The organism is Paenibacillus sp. R-74696 (genome assembly GCF_055814915.1).
In genome coordinates this window covers 132,430-158,363 of record NZ_JBPULM010000046.1, presented here as the reverse complement: position 1 = coordinate 158,363, position 25,934 = coordinate 132,430, and the positions used below count along the sequence as shown (strand labels likewise).

20 protein-coding genes and 2 riboswitches are annotated in these 25,934 nt (G+C 47.2%); of the genes, 17 read left to right on the top strand and 3 right to left on the bottom strand.

Annotated features, from left to right (window positions below):
* The first annotated feature begins 317 nt into the window (after window positions 1-317).
* The 11 genes from ACSR9A_RS25250 to ACSR9A_RS25200 all read left to right on the top strand — a co-directional run bounded on the left by ACSR9A_RS25250 (window position 318) and on the right by ACSR9A_RS25200 (window position 14,268).
* Window positions 318-1,247 (top strand): aminoglycoside phosphotransferase family protein, encoded by a 930-nt coding sequence (locus tag ACSR9A_RS25250; RefSeq protein ID WP_473761259.1) that lies wholly within the window; start codon window positions 318-320, stop codon window positions 1,245-1,247.
* 248 nt (window positions 1,248-1,495) lie between these two features.
* Window positions 1,496-3,004 (top strand): malate:quinone oxidoreductase, encoded by a 1,509-nt coding sequence (locus tag ACSR9A_RS25245; RefSeq protein WP_473760493.1) that lies wholly within the window; start codon window positions 1,496-1,498, stop codon window positions 3,002-3,004.
* A gap of 141 nt (window positions 3,005-3,145) precedes the next feature.
* Window positions 3,146-3,514, top strand: a complete 369-nt coding sequence (locus ACSR9A_RS25240) for a DUF4180 domain-containing protein (protein WP_473760491.1) — start codon at window positions 3,146-3,148, stop codon at window positions 3,512-3,514.
* A 325-nt stretch (window positions 3,515-3,839) separates the two neighbouring features.
* Window positions 3,840-4,673, top strand: a complete 834-nt coding sequence (gene mle / locus ACSR9A_RS25235; protein ID WP_473760488.1) for an alpha/beta fold macrolide esterase — start codon at window positions 3,840-3,842, stop codon at window positions 4,671-4,673.
* A 331-nt stretch (window positions 4,674-5,004) separates the two neighbouring features.
* Entirely contained in the window at window positions 5,005-7,239 is a 2,235-nt protein-coding gene (locus ACSR9A_RS25230) for a helix-turn-helix domain-containing protein (RefSeq protein ID WP_473760487.1), read from the top strand.
* A gap of 435 nt (window positions 7,240-7,674) precedes the next feature.
* Window positions 7,675-9,279: an extracellular solute-binding protein gene (locus ACSR9A_RS25225; protein ID WP_473761257.1), complete on the top strand. Its 1,605-nt coding sequence runs from the start codon at window positions 7,675-7,677 to the stop codon at window positions 9,277-9,279.
* 93 nt (window positions 9,280-9,372) lie between these two features.
* Entirely contained in the window at window positions 9,373-10,269 is an 897-nt protein-coding gene (locus ACSR9A_RS25220; protein WP_445933873.1) for an ABC transporter permease, read from the top strand.
* A 56-nt stretch (window positions 10,270-10,325) separates the two neighbouring features.
* Entirely contained in the window at window positions 10,326-11,201 is an 876-nt protein-coding gene (locus tag ACSR9A_RS25215) for a carbohydrate ABC transporter permease (protein ID WP_341278856.1), read from the top strand.
* Window positions 11,202-11,227: 26 nt separating this feature from the next.
* Window positions 11,228-12,178 carry a sugar phosphate isomerase/epimerase family protein gene (locus tag ACSR9A_RS25210; RefSeq protein WP_473760484.1) on the top strand — a complete coding sequence of 317 codons (951 nt, stop codon included), beginning with the start codon at window positions 11,228-11,230 and terminating at the stop codon, window positions 12,176-12,178.
* A gap of 90 nt (window positions 12,179-12,268) precedes the next feature.
* A complete protein-coding gene (locus ACSR9A_RS25205) occupies window positions 12,269-12,451 on the top strand; it encodes a hypothetical protein (RefSeq protein ID WP_473760483.1) in 183 nt (60 codons plus the stop codon).
* 53 nt (window positions 12,452-12,504) lie between these two features.
* Complete coding sequence (locus ACSR9A_RS25200; RefSeq protein WP_473760481.1) at window positions 12,505-14,268, top strand: hypothetical protein; 1,764 nt, start codon at window positions 12,505-12,507, stop codon at window positions 14,266-14,268.
* Window positions 14,269-14,823: 555 nt separating this feature from the next.
* Here ACSR9A_RS25200 and ACSR9A_RS25195 read toward each other — a convergent pair.
* From ACSR9A_RS25195 to ACSR9A_RS25185, 3 genes are all read right to left on the bottom strand, one after another.
* Window positions 14,824-16,053 carry a hypothetical protein gene (locus ACSR9A_RS25195; RefSeq protein ID WP_473760479.1) on the bottom strand — a complete coding sequence of 410 codons (1,230 nt, stop codon included), beginning with the start codon at window positions 16,051-16,053 and terminating at the stop codon, window positions 14,824-14,826.
* Window positions 16,054-16,181: 128 nt separating this feature from the next.
* Window positions 16,182-16,790, bottom strand: coding sequence for a YdcF family protein (locus ACSR9A_RS25190; protein ID WP_473761256.1), 609 nt, complete (start codon window positions 16,788-16,790; stop codon window positions 16,182-16,184).
* Between the two features lie 42 nt (window positions 16,791-16,832).
* Window positions 16,833-18,161 (bottom strand): TrkH family potassium uptake protein, encoded by a 1,329-nt coding sequence (locus ACSR9A_RS25185; RefSeq protein WP_473761255.1) that lies wholly within the window; start codon window positions 18,159-18,161, stop codon window positions 16,833-16,835.
* A 295-nt stretch (window positions 18,162-18,456) separates the two neighbouring features.
* Between ACSR9A_RS25185 and ACSR9A_RS25180 the strand changes: the two genes are divergently transcribed.
* The 6 genes from ACSR9A_RS25180 (at window position 18,457) to metE (ending at window position 25,887) form a co-directional block, all read left to right on the top strand.
* Entirely contained in the window at window positions 18,457-19,692 is a 1,236-nt protein-coding gene (locus ACSR9A_RS25180; protein ID WP_473760477.1) for a DUF445 domain-containing protein, read from the top strand.
* Window positions 19,693-19,780: 88 nt separating this feature from the next.
* Window positions 19,781-19,985: riboswitch (cobalamin riboswitch) on the top strand.
* A gap of 263 nt (window positions 19,986-20,248) precedes the next feature.
* Window positions 20,249-21,022 (top strand): energy-coupling factor ABC transporter permease, encoded by a 774-nt coding sequence (locus tag ACSR9A_RS25175; protein WP_473760475.1) that lies wholly within the window; start codon window positions 20,249-20,251, stop codon window positions 21,020-21,022.
* Window positions 21,022-21,306 (top strand): energy-coupling factor ABC transporter substrate-binding protein, encoded by a 285-nt coding sequence (locus ACSR9A_RS25170; protein ID WP_473760474.1) that lies wholly within the window; start codon window positions 21,022-21,024, stop codon window positions 21,304-21,306. The genes ACSR9A_RS25175 and ACSR9A_RS25170 overlap by 1 nt, the downstream gene beginning before the upstream one ends.
* Entirely contained in the window at window positions 21,303-22,124 is an 822-nt protein-coding gene (gene cbiQ / locus ACSR9A_RS25165) for a cobalt ECF transporter T component CbiQ (RefSeq protein WP_473760472.1), read from the top strand. Before ACSR9A_RS25170 ends, cbiQ begins: the two co-directional genes overlap by 4 nt.
* Window positions 22,111-22,980, top strand: a complete 870-nt coding sequence (locus ACSR9A_RS25160) for an energy-coupling factor ABC transporter ATP-binding protein (protein WP_473760470.1) — start codon at window positions 22,111-22,113, stop codon at window positions 22,978-22,980. Before cbiQ ends, ACSR9A_RS25160 begins: the two co-directional genes overlap by 14 nt.
* A gap of 154 nt (window positions 22,981-23,134) precedes the next feature.
* Window positions 23,135-23,327, top strand: a riboswitch (cobalamin riboswitch).
* 271 nt (window positions 23,328-23,598) lie between these two features.
* On the top strand, window positions 23,599-25,887 hold the full coding sequence (gene metE, locus ACSR9A_RS25155) for a 5-methyltetrahydropteroyltriglutamate--homocysteine S-methyltransferase (RefSeq protein WP_473760468.1): 2,289 nt from the start codon (window positions 23,599-23,601) through the stop codon (window positions 25,885-25,887).
* Window positions 25,888-25,934: the final 47 nt, after the last annotated feature.

The window sequence follows — 25,934 nt, the reverse complement described above, 5'->3', positions numbered from 1 at the left end:
AATAAGTAACCGCCAGAGCGGCTCCTCTTAGGGGCCTGCTGTTGGCGGTTACTTATTTTTAATAGCTTTGCTTTGGGCTTTCTTTATGTAATGCACTATAAATTGTTTTTCTTATCCCGTTCCAGCGCTTCATTAATGCTTTTATGTATGGCTATTTTTTTCGAGAACTTATTCAACATCATAACAGAACGCAAAGAAACAGTCTATACTTTTGGTGAAATTTGTAATAAATTTGAGGTGCCGGCAAAAGAATAAGAATGGAGTGTTGTTCCGTGGATTTATTTTGCCATCTCAAGCTTGATGATTTACAGGAGTATGTGGGGAAGACTTTTGGCACCGATTATGTAGTTGCACATGTATCCAAAATGCATGGAGGTGCACAAAAGGTCGTTTACAAAATAGACTGCACCAATCACTTTTCCTGCGTTTTATATGTATGGGATCTTAGCATGAATTTTTTTCAAGAGGAAATAGCAAACTCTTCTGTAGCTGACCAATCCTATGGCAGTCATTTATTTGAAATGAATAATCGTTATTTAAGAGCACATGGCATTCAGACCCCTGCTCTTTATAATCTAAATACGGAAAGAAGCCGCTACCATTTTGATTACGCCCTCGTGGAGTACGTAAATGGACATAAGGCAGAACACTATTTTCAACACTCCGATACAAGAGCTCAAGACCAATTATTTGAGCGTATCGGAGATATGCTTACTGGCATGCACGCCAACGAAAGACAGGGCTATGGAAAGCCTAATCAAGTCGGAGAGCATCTGGGGAGCTGTCATTTATTGCAATTGGAAAATGCGAAAGAGCAGTTATCCTATGCGGTCAATCATATTGAAAGTATCAGAGTAAACCAAAGCAGGCTGCTCGAAAAATTGCATGAGCTTGAAGCCCTTATCGCGCCTAGAAATCGCTATGGATTTATACATGGGGAGCTTGGTCCCGATCATATCTTGGTTACGGACCAATTAGAGCCCTATCTCATCGATATCGAAGGTGCTGGATTTTATGATATTGAACATGAGCATAGCTTTTTAGAAATACGTTTTAGGGATTTTTACCGTTATTTGAAAAATGATACTCTTGATCATAACCGAATGTTATTTTATCAATTGCATCATCATATCGCTTTAACCTCAGGTGGCTTGAAGCTGCTTCATCGAGGATTTCCGGATCAATCATTCGCCAAAGGCCTCGCTGATTATCAAAGCAGACGGACATTGCAGTTTTTAGAAGGCTGAAATGGCAGGAGAGGGGCTGTAACGGTTGTATTTTGCAACGTTACAGCTATGTTCAAAATCAGTACTAACAGTGAGTGATTTTTGTGATATGATAATAGTAATGTTCAAACGTTTTGTAACATGTTACCTATTGTTGTGAATGCTATGTAAAGGCTTTATAATAGTAAATATCTTAATACTTTAATAATAGTGATCAACTGGAGAGCCTACATTTTTTCTTCAAATATTAGTGTGTAAGGACGGTAGAAATGAGCAACAGACAAACCAAAACAGACGTTATCTTAATTGGTGCCGGTATCATGAGTGCGACTTTGGGGTCACTGCTGAAAGAATTAGTACCGGACTGGGAAATTACAGTTATTGAGCGACTTGCAAGCGCAGGGGAAGAAAGCTCTAACGAATGGAACAATGCAGGAACGGGGCATTCTTCCTTGTGCGAGCTTAACTACACCGTGGAGAAACCTGACGGCTCCGTAGACATTAGCAAAGCTATAAAAGTCAATGAAGAGTATCAGGTTTCCAAGCAATTCTGGTCCTATCTTGTGGACAACCAACTAATCCGTAATCCGCGGGACTTCATTACGCCATTGCCTCATATGAGCTTAGTTCAAGGGGAAAAAGATGTAACGTTTTTGAAGAAACGTTTTGAAGCGTTGTCTAACAACCCCTTGTTTCAAGGAATGGAATATTCCGAAGACCCGGGAAAGCTGCTGGATTGGATTCCGCTTATAATGAAGGAACGGACTTTGAATGGGCCTATAGCGGCCACTAGAATCGAATCCGGTACGGATGTCAACTTTGGCGCTTTAACGCGGATGTTGTTTACACACTTGAAAAGTAAAAACGTCGATATCAAATTCAAGCATAATGTGGATGATATTAAACGTGTCGAGGGCGGCTCGTGGGAATTGAAAGTACGCAATGTAGATAATGGCTCCATCGAGCGCCGTACTGCGAAATTTGTCTTTATCGGTGGCGGAGGCGGAAGCCTACATTTGCTGCAAAAATCCGGTATTCCTGAAGGAAAGGGCATTGGAGGATTCCCGGTAAGCGGCATATTTATGGTGTGTAAGAAGCCGGAGATTGTGGCGCAGCATCATGCAAAAGTATATGGTCAAGCGCCAGTTGGCGCTCCGCCAATGTCTGTTCCACATCTGGACACCAGATTTATCGACAAGAAGGAATCGTTATTTTTTGGACCGTTTGCCGGCTTCTCGCCAAAGTTTTTGAAAAACGGCTCCATGATGGATTTGCTGGCTTCCGTAAAAACGGATAATTTGGTCACCATGATGGCGGCAGGCGTGAAAAATATGTCATTGACCCAATATTTGATCAAGGAAGTTATGCAATCAAAAGAACAGCGGATGGAAGCATTACGCCAATTTGTCCCGAATGCCAAAAGCGAGGATTGGGAGTTAGTAGTAGCAGGCCAGCGTGTACAAGTCATTAAAGATACAGCTGCCGGCAAAGGAACACTTCAATTTGGTACGGAAGTGATTAATGCCGCTGATGGCTCAATCGCTGCTTTGCTAGGCGCATCTCCAGGTGCTTCTACTGCTGTTTCCGTCATGCTTGAGCTGATGGGGAAATGCTTCCCGCAGCATATGAAGGCGTGGGAACCGAAAATAAAAGAAATGATTCCTTCTTATGGTGTGCAGCTATTGAAAAATCCAGAGCTTATAAACGAAATTCATACGTCGACTGCACGGACACTGGATCTACACAGTGAAAAGGGCCCAGTCAAGCAGGTGTTATAAAATACAGTGGTTCATAAATGAGAGGCGTCCGGAAATCCGGACGCTTTTTATTTTTGTGGCCGAAGCTCCAAGCACGGTGAAAGGAATTTTCTCCAGATGCGCATATTTAGTGCTACACTAAATATAGGAGGCGAATGAAAAATGAACATAACTATCGACCAACAAGGTAGCTCTAAAGTTGCAGTTATAGAAAGCCCGGATCTGCTTATTCGCGATGTTCAAGATGCGCTGGATTTAATGGCTTCTGTTAATTACCATCACGAATGTCATAAAATTTTGCTGCAAAAAGCAAATATAACGGAAGATTTCTTTGAGCTCAAAACCAGGCTTGCAGGCGATATTTTACAGAAATATGTAAATTATAAGGTGAAGCTGGCCATCGTTGGAGATTTTGATACCTATGAAAGCAAGAGCTTGAAAGATTTTATTTATGAATGCAATAATGGTAAGCAGGTATTGTTTTTACGGGACACACAGGCTGCTGTTCTAGCTTTGCACAATATGACTTAACAAGAGAAGGCTTGAAGACCAGTCATACTTATCATTTGACAGATAAAAAACGCGTATGATAAAATAAACCCAATTTATAGGAATGGAGGGTTACGTGTGTTAAACTAATTTTTCGATTTTTAGCTCTGCACAAGGAATGGAATAGACGTGTTACGGCTATGTTCTGTGCGTAGTAATCGGAGAATAGTTTACCTCATGGTAACCTTATTTAGTTATATGCGAGTAGTGGTTGACGATGCGTCAGCCGCTGCTCCTATTCTCGATTACTGGAAGCACAGCCAGCTGGCCTGTGTTTTTTTATTTTTAGTAATGGAGGAATTATAAAATGAGTGAACAACTACTAAACATTAACGGTGTTAAAATATGTACGGAAAGCTTTGGGGACCCCGCTCATCCAGCTCTTTTGCTCGTTATGGGAGCCCAAGCGTCAATGGTGTGGTGGGAAGATGAATTTTGTCAGCGCCTTGCAGCTGCAGGACGTTTTGTTATTCGTTTTGATAACCGCGATGTTGGGCGTTCTACCGTATACGAGCTTGGAAAGCCGGGGTATAAGTTTGAAGATATGGCTGATGATGCGGTTGGTATACTTGATGCTTACAGCATTAAGCAAGCGCATATCGTCGGTATGTCTATGGGAGGCATGCTAACGCAAATACTCGCTCTGCGTCATCGCGAAAGAGTGCTTACCGTCTCGCTTATTGCAACATCCAATTTTGCAGAGGGTCTTCCTCCAATGGAAGAGAAGGTGGCGCAATTTTTCGCTCATTCTGAAGAGATCGACTGGTCTAATGATGAAGCTGTCATTTCTTTTTCAGTTAGTAAGTGGAGAGTTCTAGTGGGCTCAAAGCATCCACTCGATGCGGATCGCATATATCAGTTGGCTAAACAGGAGGTAGAAAGAAGCAGCAATATGGGGAGTATTAACAATCATAGCGTGGTAACAGGCGATTTTTCCTATTTGGCTAGAACGGCTGAAATCGATGTCCCCGCGCTCATCATACACGGCACAGAGGACCCGATTATTCCTTATGAACATGGAATTTCACTTGCGAACACGATCCCAAGCAGCTTTCTGCTTACCCTTGAGGGCTCAGGACATGAAATTCATCACTGCGAATGGGATAAGATTATTGATGCTATCATTAACCATACGTTATGACGGAATTCATTATAAACGATGCTTAAGATGCGTTGGATTTAATGGCTGCGGTGGGGTACAATAACGGATGCTGTAAGAACATATGAGAGCAGTGGCGACGATTCGTCAGCCGCTGCTCTTATTTCTAGTTTAAGGAAGTAAAGAGAATGCTTCAGCATGATGCTTAATAATCATTGGCGCCACTCGTGAACGACTATTTCAGCTTTTGAAAAGTATTTCGATTCAAGATGGGCTGTGCTACAATAGAATCACAAAGTAAACCGCTTAACCTTGGGTTTTTGCGACAAATGGTAACGCTTACAATAATTTCACTCTTTGTAGGGGGTTGAATATGCTTAAGCTTAACAACTGGTACTTCCGGTTGCTTGTATCGTATTTTCCAATTTTGGTGCTTACCGTGTCAATGATCATTTTTTTATCGTTCATTGCGGTGAATGAAATATCGCGGTCTGAGACAGAAAAAGCAGACAGTGTCACCACTGGCTATGTGGTGGACGGTGTCGAACGAGCTATCCGCGGGGTGGAGTATGATGTGATGAATGAGGCGGTCAAAAATTCGAACTATGCGGGATATTTAAATGGATCGATCGAAACAAACGTCAGATACGCCGTCGTTCATAGCTTGCGCTCGCTTAGGGAGGGAAGCGATCTTATCGAGTCCATCTACCTGTACAGGGAATCTGACAATATGGTGCTGACGGAAAGCGGGCAAACGGAGCTCAATGAGTTTGGCGACCGTGATTTTGTGCAGCAAGCGAAAGCCAAACGTGATTATCAAGGGTGGTCGACAAGCCGTGAATACCGTGAATACGAACACCTGAAGCCAGTGAGGGTCATTACAATGTATAAGCGGGCTCCTTTTCCGTTTGGAAAAGAAGGCTTGCTTGTCATTAATGTGAATTTATACGCGATTGAGCAAATAATAGAAAACATGACGAGTCGTCAGGTATCCTTCATACGAATTACAGATACGGCTGATAAGCTTATCTATCCAGTGAACAATAGCGCAGATGTGTCCGACGGCGGCAGCGTACTGACCACAATTCAGTCAGTTTCTTTAGGCTGGACGTTCAAGAGCGGTATTCAAGCGGGCCAATTGCTCGGTTGGGTATCAGTCGTCTCGTATGCATGGGTCATTATGGCGGTTCTGACCTTTGTAGCGGCTATAATTTACATTATTTGGGTGACGCGCCGCAATTATAAGCCGATTCGTCTAATGATGAATCGAATACAGGCGCTGCAGCTGCGGAGCGGCGACGGAGGAGCGGTTCTGACAGATGATCTAACGATGATTGACCGCGCGCTTGAAAATTTAATCGTTCAGTCGTTGGATCACGAAAAGAAGCAGCGTGAAAGCATGATGCTTCAGCGCAGGCAGCTTTTTAACGAGCTGATTAGCGGGGAGCAAAATGGGCAAACGAACGAGCGGATGCAAAAGCTGGCATTGCTGCCGGACGCTGGACGGTATGCCGTTATGGTTGTGAAGCTGAACCGTTACGATGAATTTCAGTCTGAAAACACGCTTAATGAGCAAAATGTTCTAAAATTTGCGCTCGGAAATGTCATGCAAGAGTTGGCGCATAACGAAGGCTTGCAGGGATGGGGAGAATGGCTGGCGCCGGATCTTATCACCTTTGTGTTCGCGGTTTCGAATGACGATTCCCGCATGCAGGATCAGCTTCAGGCTTCTGCTGTCGTTGCGCGGCAATGGGTAGGGGAGCATTTGCGGTTTAAATTGTCGATTGGGATTGGTTCTATCGTAAATGAATGGAGCCGAATCGGACAATCCTACCGCGATGCCCTAACCGGTATGGAATATCAGCTCTGCATCGGAACTGATGCGATTACGTTCAGCGGTGATATTCCACAGGGAAGACAGCACGGTACGTTCAATTACATCCAAATGTGTACCGATTGTTTGCAGGAATTCAGACTGACCAATGAAAGCTGGCGCAATACATTAGAGCAATTGTTCAAACGACTCAGTACGGAAGCGATCAAAGATGAAGATATTCATTCGCTTATGCAGCTCTTCATGCAAATGCTGAGTCGTGAGCTGAAGGATTTATCAGAATCACTGAATGAATGTTTGGATGGAGAACGCACATCTGCGCTGCTTGCCAAACTAAAGACAGCCTCGACTTTGTTAGAAATGAAGGAGCTGCTGCTAGAGTATTTGGCTGATCTCTACGATGCTTATGTGGCCATGAGTGAGACGAAAAGCTACAAAACGATGATAACGGATATGAAGGCCTACATTCAGGAAAACTTCGCTGATCCCGATCTGTCCCTCAATCATTTGAGCGACCGCTTTCAAATATCGGGCAAATATGCAAGCTACCTGTTCAAGCTGGAGTACGATATGAAGTTTGTTGATTTTCTTGTTCAGCTTCGCATGCAGCAAGCAGAGCGCTTGCTGGTGAATACCGATGAGACGATTCAAGGTATTGCACTCCAGGTTGGCTATGCGAACTCCATTACCTTCGGCCGGGTATTCAAACGAATAACGGGTGTAACGCCAGGCGAATTCCGAAAGCTTAAAATGCGTCCTTCAGCTCTGAACTAATGTGTGCAGAGAAATAGTCGTTCAGCTCATCAATCACACGTAAATACGAATGGATGAGCTTTTTATAGAAGCAGCCGCTCGAACAGGAAAGCATGTTCGAGCGGCTGCTTCTTTTTGTTTAGCACGAATAGAGTTTATCATCGGAAATGGCTTTATGACGGGCTTTTTCGGCGTTTATGGAAAACGGTTTATATCGGGAAAATGATCTATTCTACTCGTCAAAAGCCTTACTGGGCAAGGGTTCGGCGTAACGGTTTGCCGCTCCGAAACTGGTTTATTGCAAGCGTACTATATACCGTGTCATACTGAGGCCACTTCCTAATCACGGTTAGCAAGCGACGATTGAAAGCGCGTTCAAATGTGCTTCATTTTTTCGGTTAATAATCGAGTGAAGGTAGCAAAATAAAGGAAAAGAAAGAGGGGTTGAATCAAATGATGAAAGTTGTGAAGGGGAAAAAGAAAGCCAGCGTTTTGTTAGCACTTACGCTTGCAGGTACGATGATTCTTGGTGCATGCGGCAGCAACAATGAAAAGGGTAATGAAGCAGCAGGGGGCGAAGCGACCTCCGGCAAGAAAGTTACACTTAAGGTGGAAGTATTCGATCGGGGCAATACTCCTTCTGGTTTGACTATTACAAATAACTTTTTAACGAATTACGTTCAGGACAACTTCGGCACGCCAAATAACATTGATGTTCAATTTGTTCCGATTCCACGTTCGGAGGAAATTCAGAAGCTTAACGTTCTAATGGCGAGCGGAAGTGATGTTCCGGATATCGTATTCACATATGATTCGGGTACTTTTTACCGTTACGCTCAGCAAGGCGGTTTGACTGACCTTAGCGAGCTGCTTGATCAGCATGGTCCAAACCTCAAAAAATTCCTTAGTGATGAAACATTGGCTTACGGAAACTATAAAGGCCAGCAATTTGCACTGCCAGCGAAACGTTCGCATTTGGGGAAATATGCATCTTTCGTTCGTCAAGACTGGCTCGACAAGCTAGGCCTGCCTGTACCACAAACGACAGATGAGCTTTACACGACTTTGAAAGCGTTTAAAGAAAAAGATCCGGGTCAAACTGGCGGTAAAGTTATTCCGCTCGGTATGGCACTAGCATCTGCTCAATATGAGCCGCTCCTATGGTCCTTCATTCAACCTGTTACTGACGAACAGCGCTACACGCAGATCCAGCAGCTCGGATCAAATGACTTTCCGATCCTGCTTCCTGGCTTCAAAGACGGTTTAAAATTCATGAACAAGCTTTATAACGAAGGACTAATGAGCAAAGACTTTAGCCTTGATGAAGACAAGAAGAAGTTGAACGAGGATGCGTCTAAGGGCTTGGTCGGTTTCTTCAGCGAAGATGATATGAACCCATTCTACCCAGATGGCTTGTACTCGACGCTGCAAACGAACATTCCAGACGCGAAGCTGTCCTCCGTTGATGTGTATACAAATTCTGAGGGCAAGCATCCGAAGCCGGAATATGCGCCAGTTGGCATGTATCTCATGATTCCGAAGAGCAGCAAAAACGCGGTTGAAGCAATCAAGTACTTGGATTGGATGGCTTCGGGAGATAATCTGCTTACCATTCAAAACGGCGTAGCAGGCGAAAATTACACACTGAAGGATGGTATCCCGGTATTGAATGAAGATGCTCCTACAGATGTGAAAAACCGCGTATACAACGGCGGTGACATGGCCATTATCTCCAACGGAAAGCAGTTGGGCGATTCAGAGCGCAACGTTGAAGCATATGTTCAAGGGATGCCTGAGAAATTCCAAGAAGAAACTCGCAAAGCACTGACGATTTCTAGATCGGATACCATTAAGCCTGTCTTGTTCGACCATCCGATTGAAGCCCAAGCCAAATATGGTGCGGCACTGCGTGACAAGTTCAATGAAATTGTCGTAAAAACAACGATGGTGAAACCGGATCAATTCGAAAGCACATTTGAATCGATTATGAAGGATTATATGGCAGCCGGCGGTCAAGCGATTTTGGATGAACGCACGAAAGCTTATGAGGCTATGAAATAAATAGAACGCCTGCAATAAGCAGCTCGGGGACGATGGATATAAATCCCGTCCCCGAGCTTAATCGTTAGCAGATAGGAGTGGATAATATTGAACATGAGCGTGTATTTACGCAGATACTGGCAATTATATATGCTGCTTATTTTACCGGTTGCTTATTTCTTAATTTTCAAATACGGGCCGATGTATGGCATCATTATCGCATTTAAGGATTTCAACTTTTTCCAAGGCATTAATGGTTCTAAGTGGATAGGGCTTGATGCTTTCAAGGAAGTATTCGCAATGGCGGACTTTTACAAGACGCTGCGCAATACGCTCATGCTTAATTTCTTGGACCTGCTTGTATCTTTCCCAGCTCCGTTGTTTATCGCAATTATGCTGTATGAGCTCAAAACGGCTTGGTTCAAAAAGATTTCACAAACGATTTTGTACATTCCGCATTTTATTTCGTGGGTTATTATCGGCGGGATCGTCTACCAAGTGTTTGGTACTCAATCCGGTATGGTAAACAATTTCATCACTTCGCTAGGCTTTGAAGCGATTCCTTTTCTTACTGACAAAAACGATTGGTTAATTACGTATTTGATCGTCGGCGTATGGCAAAGTGCTGGCTGGGGTACGATCATTTATTTGGCAGCTCTTACAGGTATCAATAGGGAGTTGTTCGAGGCGGCTGACGTTGACGGAGCGGGCAGACTGAGAAAAATTTGGAGCATTACGCTGCCATCCTTGAAGCCGACCATTGTTACCCTCCTTATTATTAACGTGGGCAATATGATCGCCATCGGATTTGAACGTCCTTATATTATTGGTAATACCGCTGTACGGGATTATTCGGATGTGCTCAGCACCTTCGTATACCGTATCGGCATTGAATCTGGACAATATACGCTTGCTACGGTCGTCGGCTTGTTCCAGGCAGTTGTCGGGCTTGTGTTTGTATTAGGCGCCAACTACTTATCGAAAAAACTGGCAGACCAAAGCATCATTTAAAATATAAGAATTTATAAACTTTAATTTTGATTCAGATTAGAAAGGAGCGATATGACATGAAAGATCAACAAGCCAGCCGATCCTTTGATATTGTCAATACGATCGCTATTTTATTATTCGTGCTGCTATGTTTGACTCCGTTTCTTCATATAATTGCCATTTCGTTAAGCTCAACACGTTCCATCATGTCTGGCGAGGTCAGCCTTTTTCCTGTCGAAATGAACTGGGATGCCTACAGCAAGGTATTTTCAGATCAATCGATGATTCGTTCACTCGGTTTTACCGTTATACTGACGGTATTATTTACAATCATGTGCATGGTCATGACGATTGCGGCGGCTTATCCGCTTGCCAAAACGAAATTAAAGGGACGCAAGCTTGTCATGTTCGTTATTATCATTACGATGTTTTTCAGCGGTGGACTTATTCCGGAGTATATGCTCGTTCGTAATTTAGGCTTGCTCGATTCGATGTGGGCGCTTATGCTGCCAGGTCTCATTAGTCCGTTTTATATGATTATTTTAATTACGTTTTTTCAAAATATTCCCGATTCGCTGGAGGAGTCAGCAGAGATTGACGGAAGCTCTTACCTGCGCACTTTGGTTAGCATTATCGTGCCTCTTTCGATGCCTGTTATTGCTACACTAAGCTTGTTTTATGCAGTAGGGCGCTGGAACGGTTTTACGGATACGCTTATGTATATTACGAGCCCGGAGATGTATCCGCTGCAATTAAAGCTTTATCAGCTGGTTCAAAACAACATGGTCAGCGAGCTGCTCGTAATGGAGGGAGCAACTGGACAGGCAAAGCTGCAGCCGGAAAGCTTGAAGGCGGCCAGCGTTATTTTCGCAACTGTGCCAATTATGATTGTCTATCCGTGGCTGCAGCGGTATTTCGTTAGCGGTGTCATGCTTGGGGCGGTCAAAGGTTAAACGAATTTATATTTCAGGAGGAGCTTATGGGAAAGGATAAAGGTCAATATTCGTTCTCGACATGCTGGAATATTAAACGTCATGATGTCGGCAGCAGCATGATCGATGAAATTCGGGAACTCGGCTTTCGCTACGTGGAGCTGAACTATAACGTTACACAGGAGCTGCTGAAGACGATCGAGCCCATGATTGAACGGGGAGAAATCGGAGTATCGAGTGTCCACAATACGTTTCCGCATGTTGCTGATCCCGACTATGGTACCGATTCTGTGCTGCTTGGCTTTGAAGAAGAGGAAAAGCGGCAGCGTGCAATCGAGCTGCTGATTCGTTCGGCAGAATATGCGAATCGCTATGGGGCGAAGGCGGTTGTCGTGCATCCGGGAGAGGTGCCGTTCGACTATAACATCGATAATGAGCTTAAAAAAATTTATCACGATCAAGGTCCGGAATCCTCCGCTTATTTAAAGCTGTGGAATGAGATGCTGGAGCGAAGGGAATCGTTGTCGGAACATTACCTGCAGCGCATTGGCGATAGTCTGGAAGAAATTTGCGACCAGATTGCAGCTAAGGGCTGGGACGTATCGATTGGCATCGAGACGCGTTCGCGGTGTTATCAGATGCCAACGCTGCGCGAGGCGAAATCGGTGTTTGATCGGCTGAAGGGCGCCCCGGTCGGCTTGTGGTACGATTTTGGCCACGGCATGATGATGGAGCGTATGGGATTGTACGATAATGCACGGGATATAGAAGCGATTAAGGACAATGTGGTCGGTATCCATATTCATGAGACGGTCGGGTTGTCGGATCACTGGTGTCCGTATGTCCACAGCGGCGATATGAACTATTTCGATCGCTTCCTCCCTATCATCGAGGCAGCCCCTGTGAAGGTATATGAGTTAAAAGCAGCATGTACACCGGAGGAAATCGAACAGAGCCACAAGCTGCTGCTCGCCAAGCTGTCTGAGCGCAAGGTGTAGGATAATGGACAGACCGCGACAGACCGCGACAGACCGCGACAGACCGCGACAGACCGCGCTGCCGGACTGGACGGTCTTACGCTGCCGGAGTTGTACAAAGCGCAAGGGCAGTATGATGAAGAGACGAATGTACTAGTTCGGGCCTATCAGCAGGCGTATCATCGGTTCACGCCATCGTTTGAGTTCGTTCCTTACGAGCTTGCGGAGCGTGAGCCGTTGTTCGTTCCGTGGGAAACGTTATACGAAGAAATACCTGGGCGCATTGAGGCATAGCTGGCTATTATAAGGCGTACGCGTAACGGATCAACGGAGATTGAGGAAGGAAGATGAACATGCATGAGAAGCTGGTTGCCGTCAATGATGGCTGGGTAAAGCAAGGAATCGACAATCAAATAATGGACAGCGGCAGCCGCTTCTACGGCGGTATAGCCGATCCGGACAATGGAGTTGCTTGGCCGACCCACATGGGAACGCCAACGTTTATGGCGCTATGGGCATGCTCACTGGTTGATGAAAGCTCCAACTATTATCATGACGAAAAGCTGCTGCGGCGTTTGGAGCTGGCGGCGGCCTTCATTGTCCGCGAGCAGCACGAGGACGGCACGATATCGCCGGGTTGGACCAATATGCATTCGCCGCCGGACACCGCCTTTGCCGTTGTTGGACTTGCTCAGCTGCTTGAACTGCTGGTGAAGCATGAATGGGCAGCGCTGGAACGGGCTAGAGCGGACATTAGAAAGTTTCTCGAGCGTTCTGCGCCGGCATTACTGACCGGCGGCTGCCATACGCCGAACCATCGATGGGTGCTGACAGCGGCGCTTGCCTTCTTGCACAGGCTGACTGGCAATGCCGAGCTTATAGCTCGCGCTGATCAATGGCTGGCTGAAGGTATGGATTGCACGGAGGATGGAGAATGGACGGAGCGCAGCAACGGCATCTACAACGGAGTAAGTGACGTCATGCTGTTCCATGCTGCTGAGCTGCTTGGCAGGCCTGAGCTTCTTGAGCCGGTTCGCCGCAATTTGCGGATGATGGCTTATCTCATCCACCCGGATGGAGAAGTTGTTACGGATTATTCTGGACGCCAGGACTTTGGTCAATTGTTTGATATGTCCAGCTATGCACTTGTATCCAGCCTTATGGCGTATCGCGATCAGAATCCTTTGTTCGCAGCCTTGGCCGAGCTCGGAATCAAGGCGCTTAACCATCCGGGACCGATCCCGAACAATGTTTTGCTCGGGTTTTTACTTCATCCGGAACTGAGAGAGCCGGGTGTGGAAATCGGCAGTCTACCGGATCATTACCGGGTTGTCATCAATGGGAAATTTAATCGGCAGCATTATTTAAATCAGATGGAGTCGGCCGGTCATGGCGGAAAAATCTATCACAGCCGTCTGCATCCCGAATTCGGTGCACCGGTTGCCCGGCAGCGGGAAGGACGAACGAGTGTTACGGTCATGGCGGAGACGAATTCGTTTTTTGCACTTCGGCATGGAGCGGCGCGGCTGCTTGGTGTGCAGGTCAGCAGCTCGTTCGAGCCGGGGTTTATCAAAATGAACGATATGGAGCAGCTTGAATCCGGCTTCGTTTTGAAGGGTACGGAATCAAAGGGCTATTACGGACCGATTCCAACGGATCGTCTGCCTGAAATAGCGAGCAATGCTGTCAGTCCGTGGTATTTGCTGCCGCATCAGCTGCGTGAAGTAACACATCTTCAGCAGCACGATGTACGAATTGAGCTCATTGAAATGCCGAATGGCTGGCGAGTCCGTGTTCAATGCGACAAGCCGGACGTGCTTTTGACTCAAATTTCCTTCGTATTCGGAAAGGAAGGGCAATTGGCTGGCGGCGAACGGGCCTCTGCCGAAGCGGGCACGCAATTTTGGAAAACAGGCACTGTAAAATTTACGGCTGGCGAAGATTGGATTGAAATGGACGGCGGTGCGCATGAACATTGGGCTAAATCTATTCGCGGCGCTGCATTCCCGGTTGATTGCCAGACGCTGGTTGTAAACGTGCTGACGCCTTATGACCGCACGTTTCATATCCGGTTGTCGCCTAGTGATGACAATGGGACGAGCGGGCAGTAATTTTATAGATGGCTTGGATGACTTGCGTATGGCAGTTAACGACTAGTATGGCATAGGTAAGATGCTGCATAGAGCCTGCCAACAGGTTTAGAAATCAGCAAACCTTAATGATGAAAAAGGCAGTCGCTAGTCATGAGCATGATGAATGACTAACGGCAGCCTTTTTGAAATATAAGAAATAAGAAATAAGAAATAATAAATAATAAGTATCACCCGTTTAATAGGCTTATCTTTCACCGGAAAATGGTAGCTTCGCCTCTAGAGGACGGCGACAGCCGTTTACGCTTGATCTAGGCGGACCCAGCAGCAGCTATTTGCCCATTTTAGGCGGTTTTGGAGGGTGAACGGACAGGAAATCCGTTAAGTCGGTTGTTCTCGCTATAAATGTTCATAAAGTGGGCGATTAGCGGCTTCTGAGTCCGCGAACCTGCTCAGTTCCCTCAATTTGCAACAAATAGCTGCTGCTGTGTCCGCCAAATCCCTATTTGATATTCTTTTGTTGCTACAGCCATCATCAGTGCGCGTCCATGCTATATTCGGTCCTTTTGAGTTCCATTATTGAAAGTCAAAAAATACTTCCTCATCTTTAATGATGATCCACGGGTTTTTATCCAAATCAGCGATATTTTGCAGCGTATATTTTAGATAGAAAATGTCGTCCTTCCAATATTCTTTGACATAGACGGCTCTTAAGGTCGCTTCGCCTTCAAGCTGCTCCGGCAAAGAGATGTCCACACCAAAATAGTCTTCCTCACTCTTATCGCGATAAGGGTTGTTTTGCAAATACTTTAACCGAACGGAGTCCGAGGTTTTGCCAAAGTAGGCACTTGATTGCAGCTTCTTGAATGCGTCAAATGACGCGCACGATTGTGTACAGGCTTTTGTGTGTTCCGCTGAGTGGATTTTAAAATCATAATAGCTTTGCAACGTTTTAATAATGGCATCTTCTTCATCGTTCAAAGCAGAAGGATCAGCGAGCTGTTTTTTTCCTGCGTATGAGGCGTGAAAATTTTCAATTTTATTAATATTATCTTTCGCTATAAAAATGGTTCGATTAGTACTTAGATGGAATCCGATATAATAATCAGCTGAAATATCCATTTTAATGAGTGTCAGCGTTTCGTTATCCAATGAGACTCTGGACATTTCAATTTTGCGTTCTTGAGCTTCGTATTTCGTAAAGTTAATAAATTGCGCATGAATGCCACTAAGGTATATCGAAAAAACCAAAGTGAGAGCTGCAATGAAAATAATGCTTATTTTAGCCGTTGATTCTTTGGTTTTAATTTGATACGAAATAAATAGGATAAAGAAAAAAACGTTATAGAAAAGTATATTTTGCAAACCTAACGGCAGATTTAAATCTTTATCCAACGTAAAAACTTGAAATGAAAGCATTGAAAAGATTAAGACCAAAAAGATGAGACCATGCATTGGAAAAAATAAGGGATGTCTGCGATTTCGGAATACGAAAAATAGAAAGCGCCTTATTTTCATATTTGAGCGGTTCTTCGCCTTACGCGGCTTTCTTCTATCCTTTTGCGACTCAAGTACTGCTATCGTCACAACAGGTAGTGCTAAAAAGAAGGAGAAATAGATACCGTTAATCCAATACAAGCTTTGAGAAACAGGATAAAATGTTAAAATATCATTGAATATAAACTGATCTCCAAAATAAGGATTAAATGATCCTTGCACATACAGAAACCCGGCGGTATAGACGACGAAAGGCACAAACCATAGCTCCTGCAGCAGCTTAAACATGTTCTTCAACTTATCAGGCATTTCAGCAATCTCCCTTGCAGCATCTTAGTAAAATAGTCCTATCCTTTTTATCGGATTTCGAATGCCAAAAATGTATAATACTAGTTTTTTTGGCGCAAAAAAATACCCTGAGGGCTGAAAGCATTCAGCTAGCTCAGAGCATATATAATGCGGTAGCCTGTATAATAAAACAGCTCACGGAAGAAAAAGGGAAGCTGGGTTCGTAGGCTGCTGTATGCGGAAGTCGTTGTTGGGGAGGAGTAGGCGGTCATTTCCAGCTCTCCTGCCATCATGAGCGCACGCTTCATATGCAGCGGATCACTGACGATTATAAAGGATTCTAGCGCATACGGCTCTGCAGCAGCTAACGCATATTTGAAATTTTCCTCTGTAATCTGCGATTGGTCTTCAATTAGAATATACTCAGGCTGCACGCCTTTTTCAATTGCATAGCTCCGTGATACTTCTGACTCTGCAAGCTCATCCACAGACCCGCATCCCCCGGTGAAAATAATATACTCGGCATAGCCCAACTCATACAGCTTTATAGCATGGTTCAGACGCTCCCGCAGCACGGGCGATGGCTGATCGCCCCAGACCGCCGTGCCGAGCACAAGGATGGCATCAACGGGCCTGGCCTCATCCTTCATGCTGAAAATCCATATTTCGCTCGAGAACCAGCAGAATATCCCAACTGTAGCTGCTGCAAAGCATAACACAAGCGTTCTGATTTTTTTCGAAGCGAGCCGTTTTCTCATCACTTGCCCTTTCCTTATAAAATAATTTTGCCTCGCTGGTTGTTAGCCGATCATAATTTTACCTTCCGGATAGCGATACAGCTCCTTCTTCTCCTGAGTTGGAACGAGTGTAAACGCCAGCGTCAGCGGCCCGAGCCGTCCAGCGAACATCATAATAATAATCAGAACTTTTCCAATAACGGTCAAATGCGGCGTCAAGCCAAGCGACAGTCCGGTCGTACCGAAAGCCGATGTCACTTCAAACAGCAGAACGAGGAAATCGACATCCTCGGTCGTAGATAAAATCATTGTAAATAAAATAATCGCCGCCAGCGAAGCAATCGTAATCGTCAGCGCCTTGTACACGCGGTCCTTCGCCAGTCTTCTGCGGAAAAAAACGACATCCTCGCGGCCACGAATCATCGCAAACACCGCTCCTATAAGAATCGCAAACGTCGTCACCTTAATGCCGCCGCCCGCAGAGCCTGGTGACGCACCGATGAACATGAGCAAAATAATGAGAAACTGCGTTGCATGGCGCAGCGACGGAATATCAAGCGTATTGGCGCCGCCCGAACGCGGTGATATACTTTGGAACAATGAGCTGTACAGCTTGCCGCTTATGCTAAGCGGCTCAAGTGTTTTGGTATTTGTAAACTCAAAAATAAAAATAACGGCAGCACCTGCAATAAACAAAATGCCTGTCGCATACAGCACAACCTTGGAGTGAAAGGATAGCTTGCGCGTTTTGGGGTAATCCCACATTTCCGCCAGAACGATAAAGCCGATACCGCCGAGAAAAATGAGCGCAATGACGATCACATTAATGATTGGATCGTTGACATGATTGACAAAGCTGCTGAACGGACCGTTCATCGGTCCCATAATATCAAATCCAGCGTTGGTGAACATCGACACGCTATGAAAAATGCCGAAGTACAGCGCCTTGCCGAAGGGCATTTCCGTTGACCAGCGCAGTGCGAGAACGAGAGCACCTACCCCTTCGATCGCAAAAGCATAAATGAGCACGCGCCGAATGAAGCGGACGATCCCTTCCAGCGAGGATTGATTCATTGATTCCTGCAGCAGCAGCCGCTCGCGCAGCGATATTCGTTTGCGCAGGGCAAGGGCGAACAGCGTAGACATCGTCATAAAGCCAAGCCCGCCAATTTGCATAAGCACGAGAATAACGAGCTCGCCAAAGGTCGAATAGTGGATGCCGGTATCGACGACGACAAGCCCCGTTACGCAAACAGCGGAGGTGGCTGTGAACAATGCGTCAATGAGCGGCGTTGCGTGATGGTTTGCCGAAGCATGAGGCAGGGAAAGCAATAGAGTACCGGCCGCAATAATCGCGAGAAAGCCGAGCGTAAGAATTTGCGGCGGAGTCATTTTTAGAAAAATGGTTCTTAGTCTGAGCACACAGGTAATCTCCTTTATATGTAACGAAACAATGGTGTAGTTGAAAAAAACGAGCAGTTGTCTTCATTAACCGACAACGCCGTTTGCGCTTGAAATATAAAATCAATAAGGTTTACTCTTATTAATAGTGTTTATATTTCTACGCGAAACGAGCTTGTGCTGCCGAAGACAGGCACAGCCGTTTGCGCTCGCCACCTCATTATCTGGTATAATAGGCCAATATGCAACAGGAGGCGCTGGGGTGCCGCGATTAGGGAGGACAACGATGAAATCAAGATATATAGCAGGGATTTCGCTTGCCGTTATGGGGGCAGGCTTTATTACGACGAGATGGTGGCTGCCAGACAATGCATGGACGCATTTGCTGGAAAGCGGCTTTGAAGCAGGTCTGGTCGGCGGGATTGCCGACTGGTTTGCGGTGACAGCCCTGTTCCGCCATCCGATGGGCATTCCCATTCCGCATACGTCCTTGCTGCTCAAAAACCGGAGGAAAATCGAGGGCTCGCTCATCAGCGCCATGGAAAATGAGCTGCTGAATAAAGACAGCATTACCCGCAAGCTGTCGGGCTTTCAACTGTTCGCAGGTGCTGCATCGGCAGCGACCAAGCTGATTGGCAAGCGAAGGTTCAGAATGTCGGCAGTCGATTTTGCCCAGTCGGCTGTAGAGCGATTGCCTTTGGAGCGCATTAGCAGCGTGCTGCATGGCTTTTTGGCGGATTATGTGAAAAAGCAGGATTTTACGCCAATCGTTCGCAAGCTGGCGGATCGTTTCGTCCATGAGCGCTGGGATGAACGGGCGCTGGATTATGGTCTTGAGCATGTGGGCCACTGGATTCGCAAGCGTGAAACCGAGGAAATGCTCGGCAAGCTTGCCTTTAAGAAGCTGGAGGAGCTTAAGGTCGGCGGCTTCATGGGTTTTGCGCTGCAAGCTTTCGTCGGCTTTATGAACGAGGAGAAGCTCGGTGGTTTGATTCAGAACATGCTGCTCTCTACGATGCAGGAGCTTTCTTATCCTGGAAGCCCGCATCGGCAGAAGCTGCTGCTTGAGGTAAGAGCCCAGGCGGAGAAGCTTGCTGATAACGAAGAGCTAATGCTCAAGCTGAAGCAGCTTATTGAACAGGGTGTGGACAGCGTTGAAACGGAGCGTTTCATCCATTTGCGTCTGGAGGAGCTGCGGCAGCTTGTGCTGGACAAGCTGGAGGAGCAGCATCGCAGCGGTGGGCGCGCGATTGTGCAGGGATACCGTTTTGCAACGGATTATTTGAACGGCAAACAAGAGATGCTAGCCAATTGGGAAAACGGCATTCGCGGATATCTCGTTCGACTTATTGAGAACAATCACTATCGCATCGGTGCGCTTGTTCGAGATAATCTTGAGCGGATGGATGACAAGGCGCTCGTCTCGATGATGGAGGAAAAGGTCGGCAACGATTTGCAGTGGATTCGCGTCAACGGCGCATTATGCGGTTTTGTCGTAGGCGTCATTTTGTCCTTTTTCTAACAGGAAGCTCGGCTATTTACATTTATAGGGGACAGCCTGAATCTTTTGTGATAAGATCAAACTACAAAATGACCAATGAATAATAAAGAGGATTGACATGGAACGAGGTGCCTTTGCGCACGTCAAAGGGTAACAGGGAATCGGGTGCAAATCCCGAGCGGTCCCGCCACTGTAATCAGGGAGTTTTCCTTCACCAGCAGGAGTCACTTGGCCTATGCTTTAGGGCAGCCGGGGAAGACGAAGGAAAATGATGATCTGCTAGCCAGGAGACCTACCTCGTTCCAGCACCACAGTGCCTTCGCGGAAAGGATAGGTGTACGAACGAAAGCGATTGCTACCAGTCTATTTGCTGGCGCAACCGTCTATTTCTGCGTACACATGACCGTTTTCCCAGCGAAGGGGAGGCGGTCTTTTTTATTTTTCAAAATATAGAGAAAGGATGGTTCCATCCTTTCTCTATATTTCTCGGAATGAAACGCGCCGCGCCGCCAGAGGACGGCTTTCGGCCGTTTCACCTTGCAGGCACTATAGAACAATCGGGAGGGTTTTGAAACGAATGGTCAAGTTAAAAAGAAAGACAGCAGCAAGCACCGCTTTGCTGGTTATCGGCTTCACGCTTTTTTTACTGGTGAATGAGCCGCAAGCCGCCTATGCGATGCACATTATGGAAGGATTTTTGCCTGTAGGCTGGGCGATTTTTTGGTGGGTGGCCTTTATTCCTTTTTTCATCTTAGGTGTACGTGCTATTCGGAAAATTACCAAGGAAGCGCCAGAGCTTAAGCTGCTGCTGGGCTTGGCTGCTGCCTTCACCTTCGTGCTGTCCGCGCTGAAAATTCCTTCCGTTACAGGAAGCAGCTCGCATCCAACGGGAACGGGGCTTGGAACGGTTATGTTCGGACCGCTGCCCATGAGCGTATTGGGTTCAATGGTACTGCTGTTTCAGGCGGTGCTGCTGGCGCATGGCGGGCTGACGACGCTTGGGGCGAATGCTTTTTCAATGGCGGTTGCCGGTCCCGCTGCGGGCTATGCGGTCTATCGGCTGCTGATGCGTTCAGGCAGCAAGCAAGGCCTGGCGATTTTTTCAGCTGCTGCTGTTGCTGATCTGGCTACTTATATCGTCACTTCCATTCAGCTCGCCGTTGCTTTTCCGGCTGTCGAAGGCGGCATTATCGCGTCGTTTATGAAGTTTGGCGGCATTTTTGCGATTACCCAAATTCCGCTCGCTGTTAGTGAAGGCTTGCTGACGGTATTGATCTGGAACTGGCTGCAATCTTTTAACACGGACGAGCTGTCTATTTTGAAGCGGAGAATGAAAGGGGAGCGCGTATAATGAGCCGCAGTGCCAAAAATATTTGGATTTTAGCCATTGTTGTTTTACTTGCCGTTGCGCCATTAATATTCATTAACGCCGAGTTCGGCGGCGCGGATGGGGCAGCGGAGGAAATGATCCAGACGATTGCGCCCCATTATGAGCCTTGGGCGTCTCCGCTGACAGAGGTGCCGGGAGAAACAGAAAGCATGCTGTTCGCGCTGCAAGCTGCGATAGGCGCTGGCATTATCGGCTATGTGATTGGCCTATTTAAAGGGAAGTCGGAGAAAACAAAGCAGCAATGATGAAATGGATCGATACGATTTCTTATTCCAATCGGCTGCGGGATTTATCCGCCTTTTGGAAATGCGGGCTTGCAGCCCTGCTGCTGCTGCTTGCCTATCTCGCTCATCCGCTCGTGCAGCTAGCCATTTTTGGATGGCTTATGCTGTGGACGGTTGGCTACGCGAAAGTACCTGCCAGGCTTTATATGGCGCTGCTTTTCTCCTCTTGCTTGCTGTTCATTCTCAGCCTGCCAGCGCTGCTTATTGAATTCACTAGCAGCAGTAACAGCGGCAGCGCAGCAGGAAGCCTGGCAGCTGAGAAAGCAGGCTGGGTGCTCGCTTCATGGGAGCCGATCAGCTTGTATGTGCCGGAGGCATCCTTAGGTCTGGCCGGACCTATTTTTACGCGTATTCTTGCTTGCCTGGCTTGCATGTTTTTCATCACCTTGACTACCCCGTTTCCCGAGCTGCTGCAGGTGCTGAAGCGGTTGAAAATGCCGCAAATTGTACTGGAGCTCATGATCATTATGTATCGCTTCATCTTTCTGCTGCTGGATACGGCGGGGGCTATGCTGATCGCGCAGCGCGCACGGGGCGGTCAACATGGTTTTAGAGGAAAGCTGCAGGGTACGGCAGCTATTGCCGTGCGGCTCTTCGTCAAGACGATGCATCGATACAAGGGGCTTTCGAATGGGCTAATGGCAAGAGGATTTACGAATGAGATCCGCCTTGCTCCTGCTGTAAAGCGGACGGTTCGCCTCCGATATTGGGCGGAAGCTGGGCTAGGCATAATCATTTTACTGGCAGCAGAGCTATGGCTTCGGTATGGAGGTGAATAAGCTGGCAGGCAACGATCAGACATCAACCATTATGGAAATGAACAGCGTAAGCTATGCATATCCCGGAACGGACAAGGCCGCTTTAAACGGGCTTGAGCTGCGCATTCCAGCAAGCAAGAAGGTAGCGCTGTGCGGGCATAATGGCTCGGGCAAGTCGACACTTTTTTTGCAGCTTATTGGCATTAATCGTCCGCAATCCGGTTATGTCAGCTGGCGCGGCGATCCGCTTTCTTATAAGCCCAGAGAGCTTGCCAGCTTGAGACGGCGCGTTGGTCTTGTTTTTCAGGACCCGGAGCATCAGCTCATCTTAAATACCGCTTATGAGGATATTTCTTATGGGCTGCGCAATGCGGGGCTTCATGAAGAGGAAATTAACAGGCGTACGGGGCGTATCATCCAGCAGCTGAACTTGCAGGAACTGGCGCATAAGCCGCTGCATCATCTCAGCCTGGGGCAAAAGAAGCGAGTCGCTCTTGCCGGCGTGCTGGCGCTGGAGCCGGAGCTGGTACTGCTTGATGAGCCGGCTGCTTATCTCGATCCGATATCGGAGCAGCGGCTGATGGCTGAGCTGGACCGCATTCATGCGAGCGGCATAACTCCGGTTATGGCCACGCATGACATGAATATGGCCTATGCTTGGGCGGACTGGATTTTTATTATGAATGAGGGCCGCTGTATATTGGAGGGTACGCCGGAGACGGTATTTCGCGAAGGCGAGCGTCTCAGAAGCCTTGGACTCACGCTGCCAATGGTGCTGGAAGCATGGGAGGCACTGCCGTCCAAGCTGAGGGGAACACAGCCGCCGCCGCGCACGCTCGAACAATTTAAAGCGGCTGTAAAATCTTTTGTTGTATAAAAACACGAAAGTGTGTATAGTTATACATGTTGCTTGAAATAGTAGGAAAGGATATGATTTTTCCATCCTTTCTCTATATTTCTCGGACTGAAACGAGCTGCGCCGCCAAAGAACGCGACAACCGTTTTACCTTGTATAAATAAAGATTGACCAACTAAATAGCGAGGAATAAGGTGCTCTTGCGTAACGTCTTGAGCTTAAAAGGGAAGTCCGGTGCAACACCGGCGCGGTCCCGCCACTGTAACAGCGGAGTTCTGCACAATAAAGCCACTGGCATGATGCCGGGAAGGCGAGCGCAGCGATGATGATGCTGGAGCCAGGAGACCTGCCTTATTCTATACACTGCATTACCTACGGGAGATAGGGAGGTGTTAAAGATGGCAGCCATCGTTTGTTGAAACGAGGGGCGTCTTTACCCACATTTCTGTACAGGGTAGGACGTCCCTTTTTGTATTTAATCGTTTCTGGCTGGCAGCAAATCGGATGTATAGGGAAAGGCCGCCGCGAAGAAATTCGCTCGCAACGCCATAAGCATATATCTGAGTTTGTTGATGAAATAACAAAGAATTATAACTTCCATCCACTAGGGTGAATAATGAAAAACAGGAGGCAATAAAAATGAGTCAAGTAAAAAGCAGCAGTTTGGGATATCCGCGTATCGGTGAAAACAGAGAATGGAAAAAAGCGCTGGAGGCGTTCTGGAGCGGCAAGCTTGCGGAAGCGGATTTCTTGAAACAGCTGGAGACGATTCGTCTAAACCATCTGCAATTGCAAAAACAGGCCGGAATTGATCTCATTCCGGTAAATGATTTTTCGTATTATGACCATATCCTTGATACAGCTGCTATGTTTGGCGTCGTGCCTGAGCGCTTTGGTTACACAGGCGGCCCTGTATCGGTAACGACCTATTACGCCATGGCGAGAGGCAATAAAACGGCGTCGGCATCCGAGATGACGAAATGGTTCAATACGAACTATCACTACATTGTTCCTGAGCTGAAGGGCATTACGCCGGCTCTGACCGAGAACCGTCCATTGATCGCTTACCGCGAGGCAAAGGAAAAGCTGGGCATCGAAGGCAAACCAGTCATTGTTGGACCTTATACATTCCTCAAGCTTTCTAAAGGTTATGCCGCTTCTGAGCTTGCTACGGTTGCTGCCCAGTATGTGCCGCTGTATGCACAGGTGCTGCGCGAGCTGGAGCAAGAAGGCGTACAGTGGGTACAAATTGACGAGCCTTCGCTCGTAACAGATGTTTCTGATGCAGATTTGGCGCTTGTTCAAAGCATTTATGCACAGCTTCATGAAGCTGCACCTAAGCTCAATTTGCTGCTGCAAACGTATTTCGAATCGGTTCAGCATTATGCTGCAATCGCGGCTTTGCCTGTACAGGGCTTAGGCCTGGACTTCACAGCTGGCGCTGAAAAGAACCTGCAGCAGCTTGAGTCGATCGGCTTCCCGCAGGATAAAGTGCTGGGTGCAGGCGTTATTGATGGCCGCAACATTTGGCGGGCGGATCTTCAGGAGCGCAAAGCGCTGCTTGCCCGCATTGCTAAAGTCGTGCCAAACGACCGCCTAATTGTAAGCTCCTCTTGCAGCCTGCTGCATGTACCTGTATCGGCGGCTCTTGAAACGGCACTGCCAGCAGAGCTTGCAGGCGCACTGGCCTATGCCAATGAGAAGCTGGAGGAAATTTCCGTTCTTGCAACTGCGCTGAATGAAGGAGAAGCAGCGGTAAAAGAGGCGTTTGATCGCAATGCAGCCGCTTTGGCTGCACTTGCCGCATCGCCGTCCCGTGGCCGTGCAAGCGTTCATGCCGCTGTAGCGAGCATCAATGCACAGCCGTCGGAGCGCAAAGCGGTATTTGCAGAGCGTCAAGTGAGCCAGAAGGAACGCTGGCAGCTGCCATTCCTGCCGACAACAACAATCGGCAGCTTCCCGCAAACGGCGGAAGTACGCCAAGCAAGGCAGCAATGGCGCCGTGGTGATTTGGGCGAGGAGCAGTACCGCGTATTCATTAAGGAGCAGATTCAGCATTGGATCAAGCTGCAGGAAGAGATCGGCCTTGATGTGCTCGTTCATGGGGAATTTGAGCGTACGGATATGGTTGAGTTTTTTGGAGAGAAGCTGGAAGGCTTTGCTTTCACGAAAAATGGCTGGGTGCAATCCTATGGCTCACGCTGCGTAAAACCACCAGTCATTTACGGCGATGTGCAGTTCAGCAAGCCGATGACTGTCGAAGAAACCGTTTATGCCCAGTCGCTGACTTCTAAGCCGGTGAAAGGCATGCTGACAGGCCCGATTACGATTTTGAACTGGTCGTTTGTCCGCAGTGATTTGACTCGTGAGCAGGTTGCTTACCAAATCGCACTTGCCCTGGCAGAAGAAGTGAAGGCGCTGGAGGAAGCAGGCATTGAAATGATTCAGGTGGATGAGCCAGCCCTTCGTGAAGGCTTGCCGCTTAAACGTGAAGATTGGGAGCAATATTTGAACTGGGCGGTGCTTTCCTTCCGCTTGTCCACTTCTGACGTTAAGGATACGACGCAAATTCACACGCATATGTGCTATTGTGAATTCCATGACATTATTGATTCCATTCGCGCGCTCGATGCCGATGTTATCTCCATTGAAACATCCCGCAGCCACGGCGAGCTGATTCACAGCTTCGAGGAGCACACGTATGAGCTGGGTATTGGCCTTGGCGTATACGACATTCACAGCCCGCGCGTGCCGGAAGTAGAGGAAATGACATCGATGATCAAACGCGCCCTGAACGTGCTTGAGCCAGAATTGTTCTGGATTAACCCGGACTGCGGACTTAAGACTCGTGGTGTAGATGAGACAGTAGCATCGCTGCGCAACATGATCCAAGCGACCGAGCAAGTACGGGAGCAGCTGGCTAAGTAATGAAGTAATTGTAATGATCAGGACGATTCGTATCGTTGTTCATAGGG

Excerpts from the sequence above, each read along its gene's own strand:
- ACSR9A_RS25245 (WP_473760493.1), top strand. The coding sequence starts at position 1,496 with ATGAGCAACAGACAAACCAAAACAGACGTTATCTTAATTGGTGCCGGT.
- ACSR9A_RS25240 (WP_473760491.1), top strand. The coding sequence starts at position 3,146 with ATGAACATAACTATCGACCAACAAGGTAGCTCTAAAGTTGCAGTTATA.
- mle (WP_473760488.1), top strand. The coding sequence starts at position 3,840 with ATGAGTGAACAACTACTAAACATTAACGGTGTTAAAATATGTACGGAA.
- ACSR9A_RS25230 (WP_473760487.1), top strand. The coding sequence starts at position 5,005 with ATGCTTAAGCTTAACAACTGGTACTTCCGGTTGCTTGTATCGTATTTT.
- ACSR9A_RS25225 (WP_473761257.1), top strand. The coding sequence starts at position 7,675 with ATGAAAGTTGTGAAGGGGAAAAAGAAAGCCAGCGTTTTGTTAGCACTT.
- ACSR9A_RS25220 (WP_445933873.1), top strand. The coding sequence starts at position 9,373 with ATGAGCGTGTATTTACGCAGATACTGGCAATTATATATGCTGCTTATT.
- ACSR9A_RS25215 (WP_341278856.1), top strand. The coding sequence starts at position 10,326 with ATGAAAGATCAACAAGCCAGCCGATCCTTTGATATTGTCAATACGATC.
- ACSR9A_RS25210 (WP_473760484.1), top strand. The coding sequence starts at position 11,228 with ATGGGAAAGGATAAAGGTCAATATTCGTTCTCGACATGCTGGAATATT.
- ACSR9A_RS25200 (WP_473760481.1), top strand. The coding sequence starts at position 12,505 with ATGAACATGCATGAGAAGCTGGTTGCCGTCAATGATGGCTGGGTAAAG.
- ACSR9A_RS25195 (WP_473760479.1), bottom strand. The coding sequence starts at position 16,053 with ATGCCTGATAAGTTGAAGAACATGTTTAAGCTGCTGCAGGAGCTATGG.
- ACSR9A_RS25190 (WP_473761256.1), bottom strand. The coding sequence starts at position 16,790 with ATGAGAAAACGGCTCGCTTCGAAAAAAATCAGAACGCTTGTGTTATGC.
- ACSR9A_RS25185 (WP_473761255.1), bottom strand. The coding sequence starts at position 18,161 with ATGACTCCGCCGCAAATTCTTACGCTCGGCTTTCTCGCGATTATTGCG.
- ACSR9A_RS25180 (WP_473760477.1), top strand. The coding sequence starts at position 18,457 with ATGAAATCAAGATATATAGCAGGGATTTCGCTTGCCGTTATGGGGGCA.
- ACSR9A_RS25175 (WP_473760475.1), top strand. The coding sequence starts at position 20,249 with ATGGTCAAGTTAAAAAGAAAGACAGCAGCAAGCACCGCTTTGCTGGTT.
- ACSR9A_RS25170 (WP_473760474.1), top strand. The coding sequence starts at position 21,022 with ATGAGCCGCAGTGCCAAAAATATTTGGATTTTAGCCATTGTTGTTTTA.
- cbiQ (WP_473760472.1), top strand. The coding sequence starts at position 21,303 with ATGATGAAATGGATCGATACGATTTCTTATTCCAATCGGCTGCGGGAT.
- ACSR9A_RS25160 (WP_473760470.1), top strand. The coding sequence starts at position 22,111 with ATGGAGGTGAATAAGCTGGCAGGCAACGATCAGACATCAACCATTATG.
- metE (WP_473760468.1), top strand. The coding sequence starts at position 23,599 with ATGAGTCAAGTAAAAAGCAGCAGTTTGGGATATCCGCGTATCGGTGAA.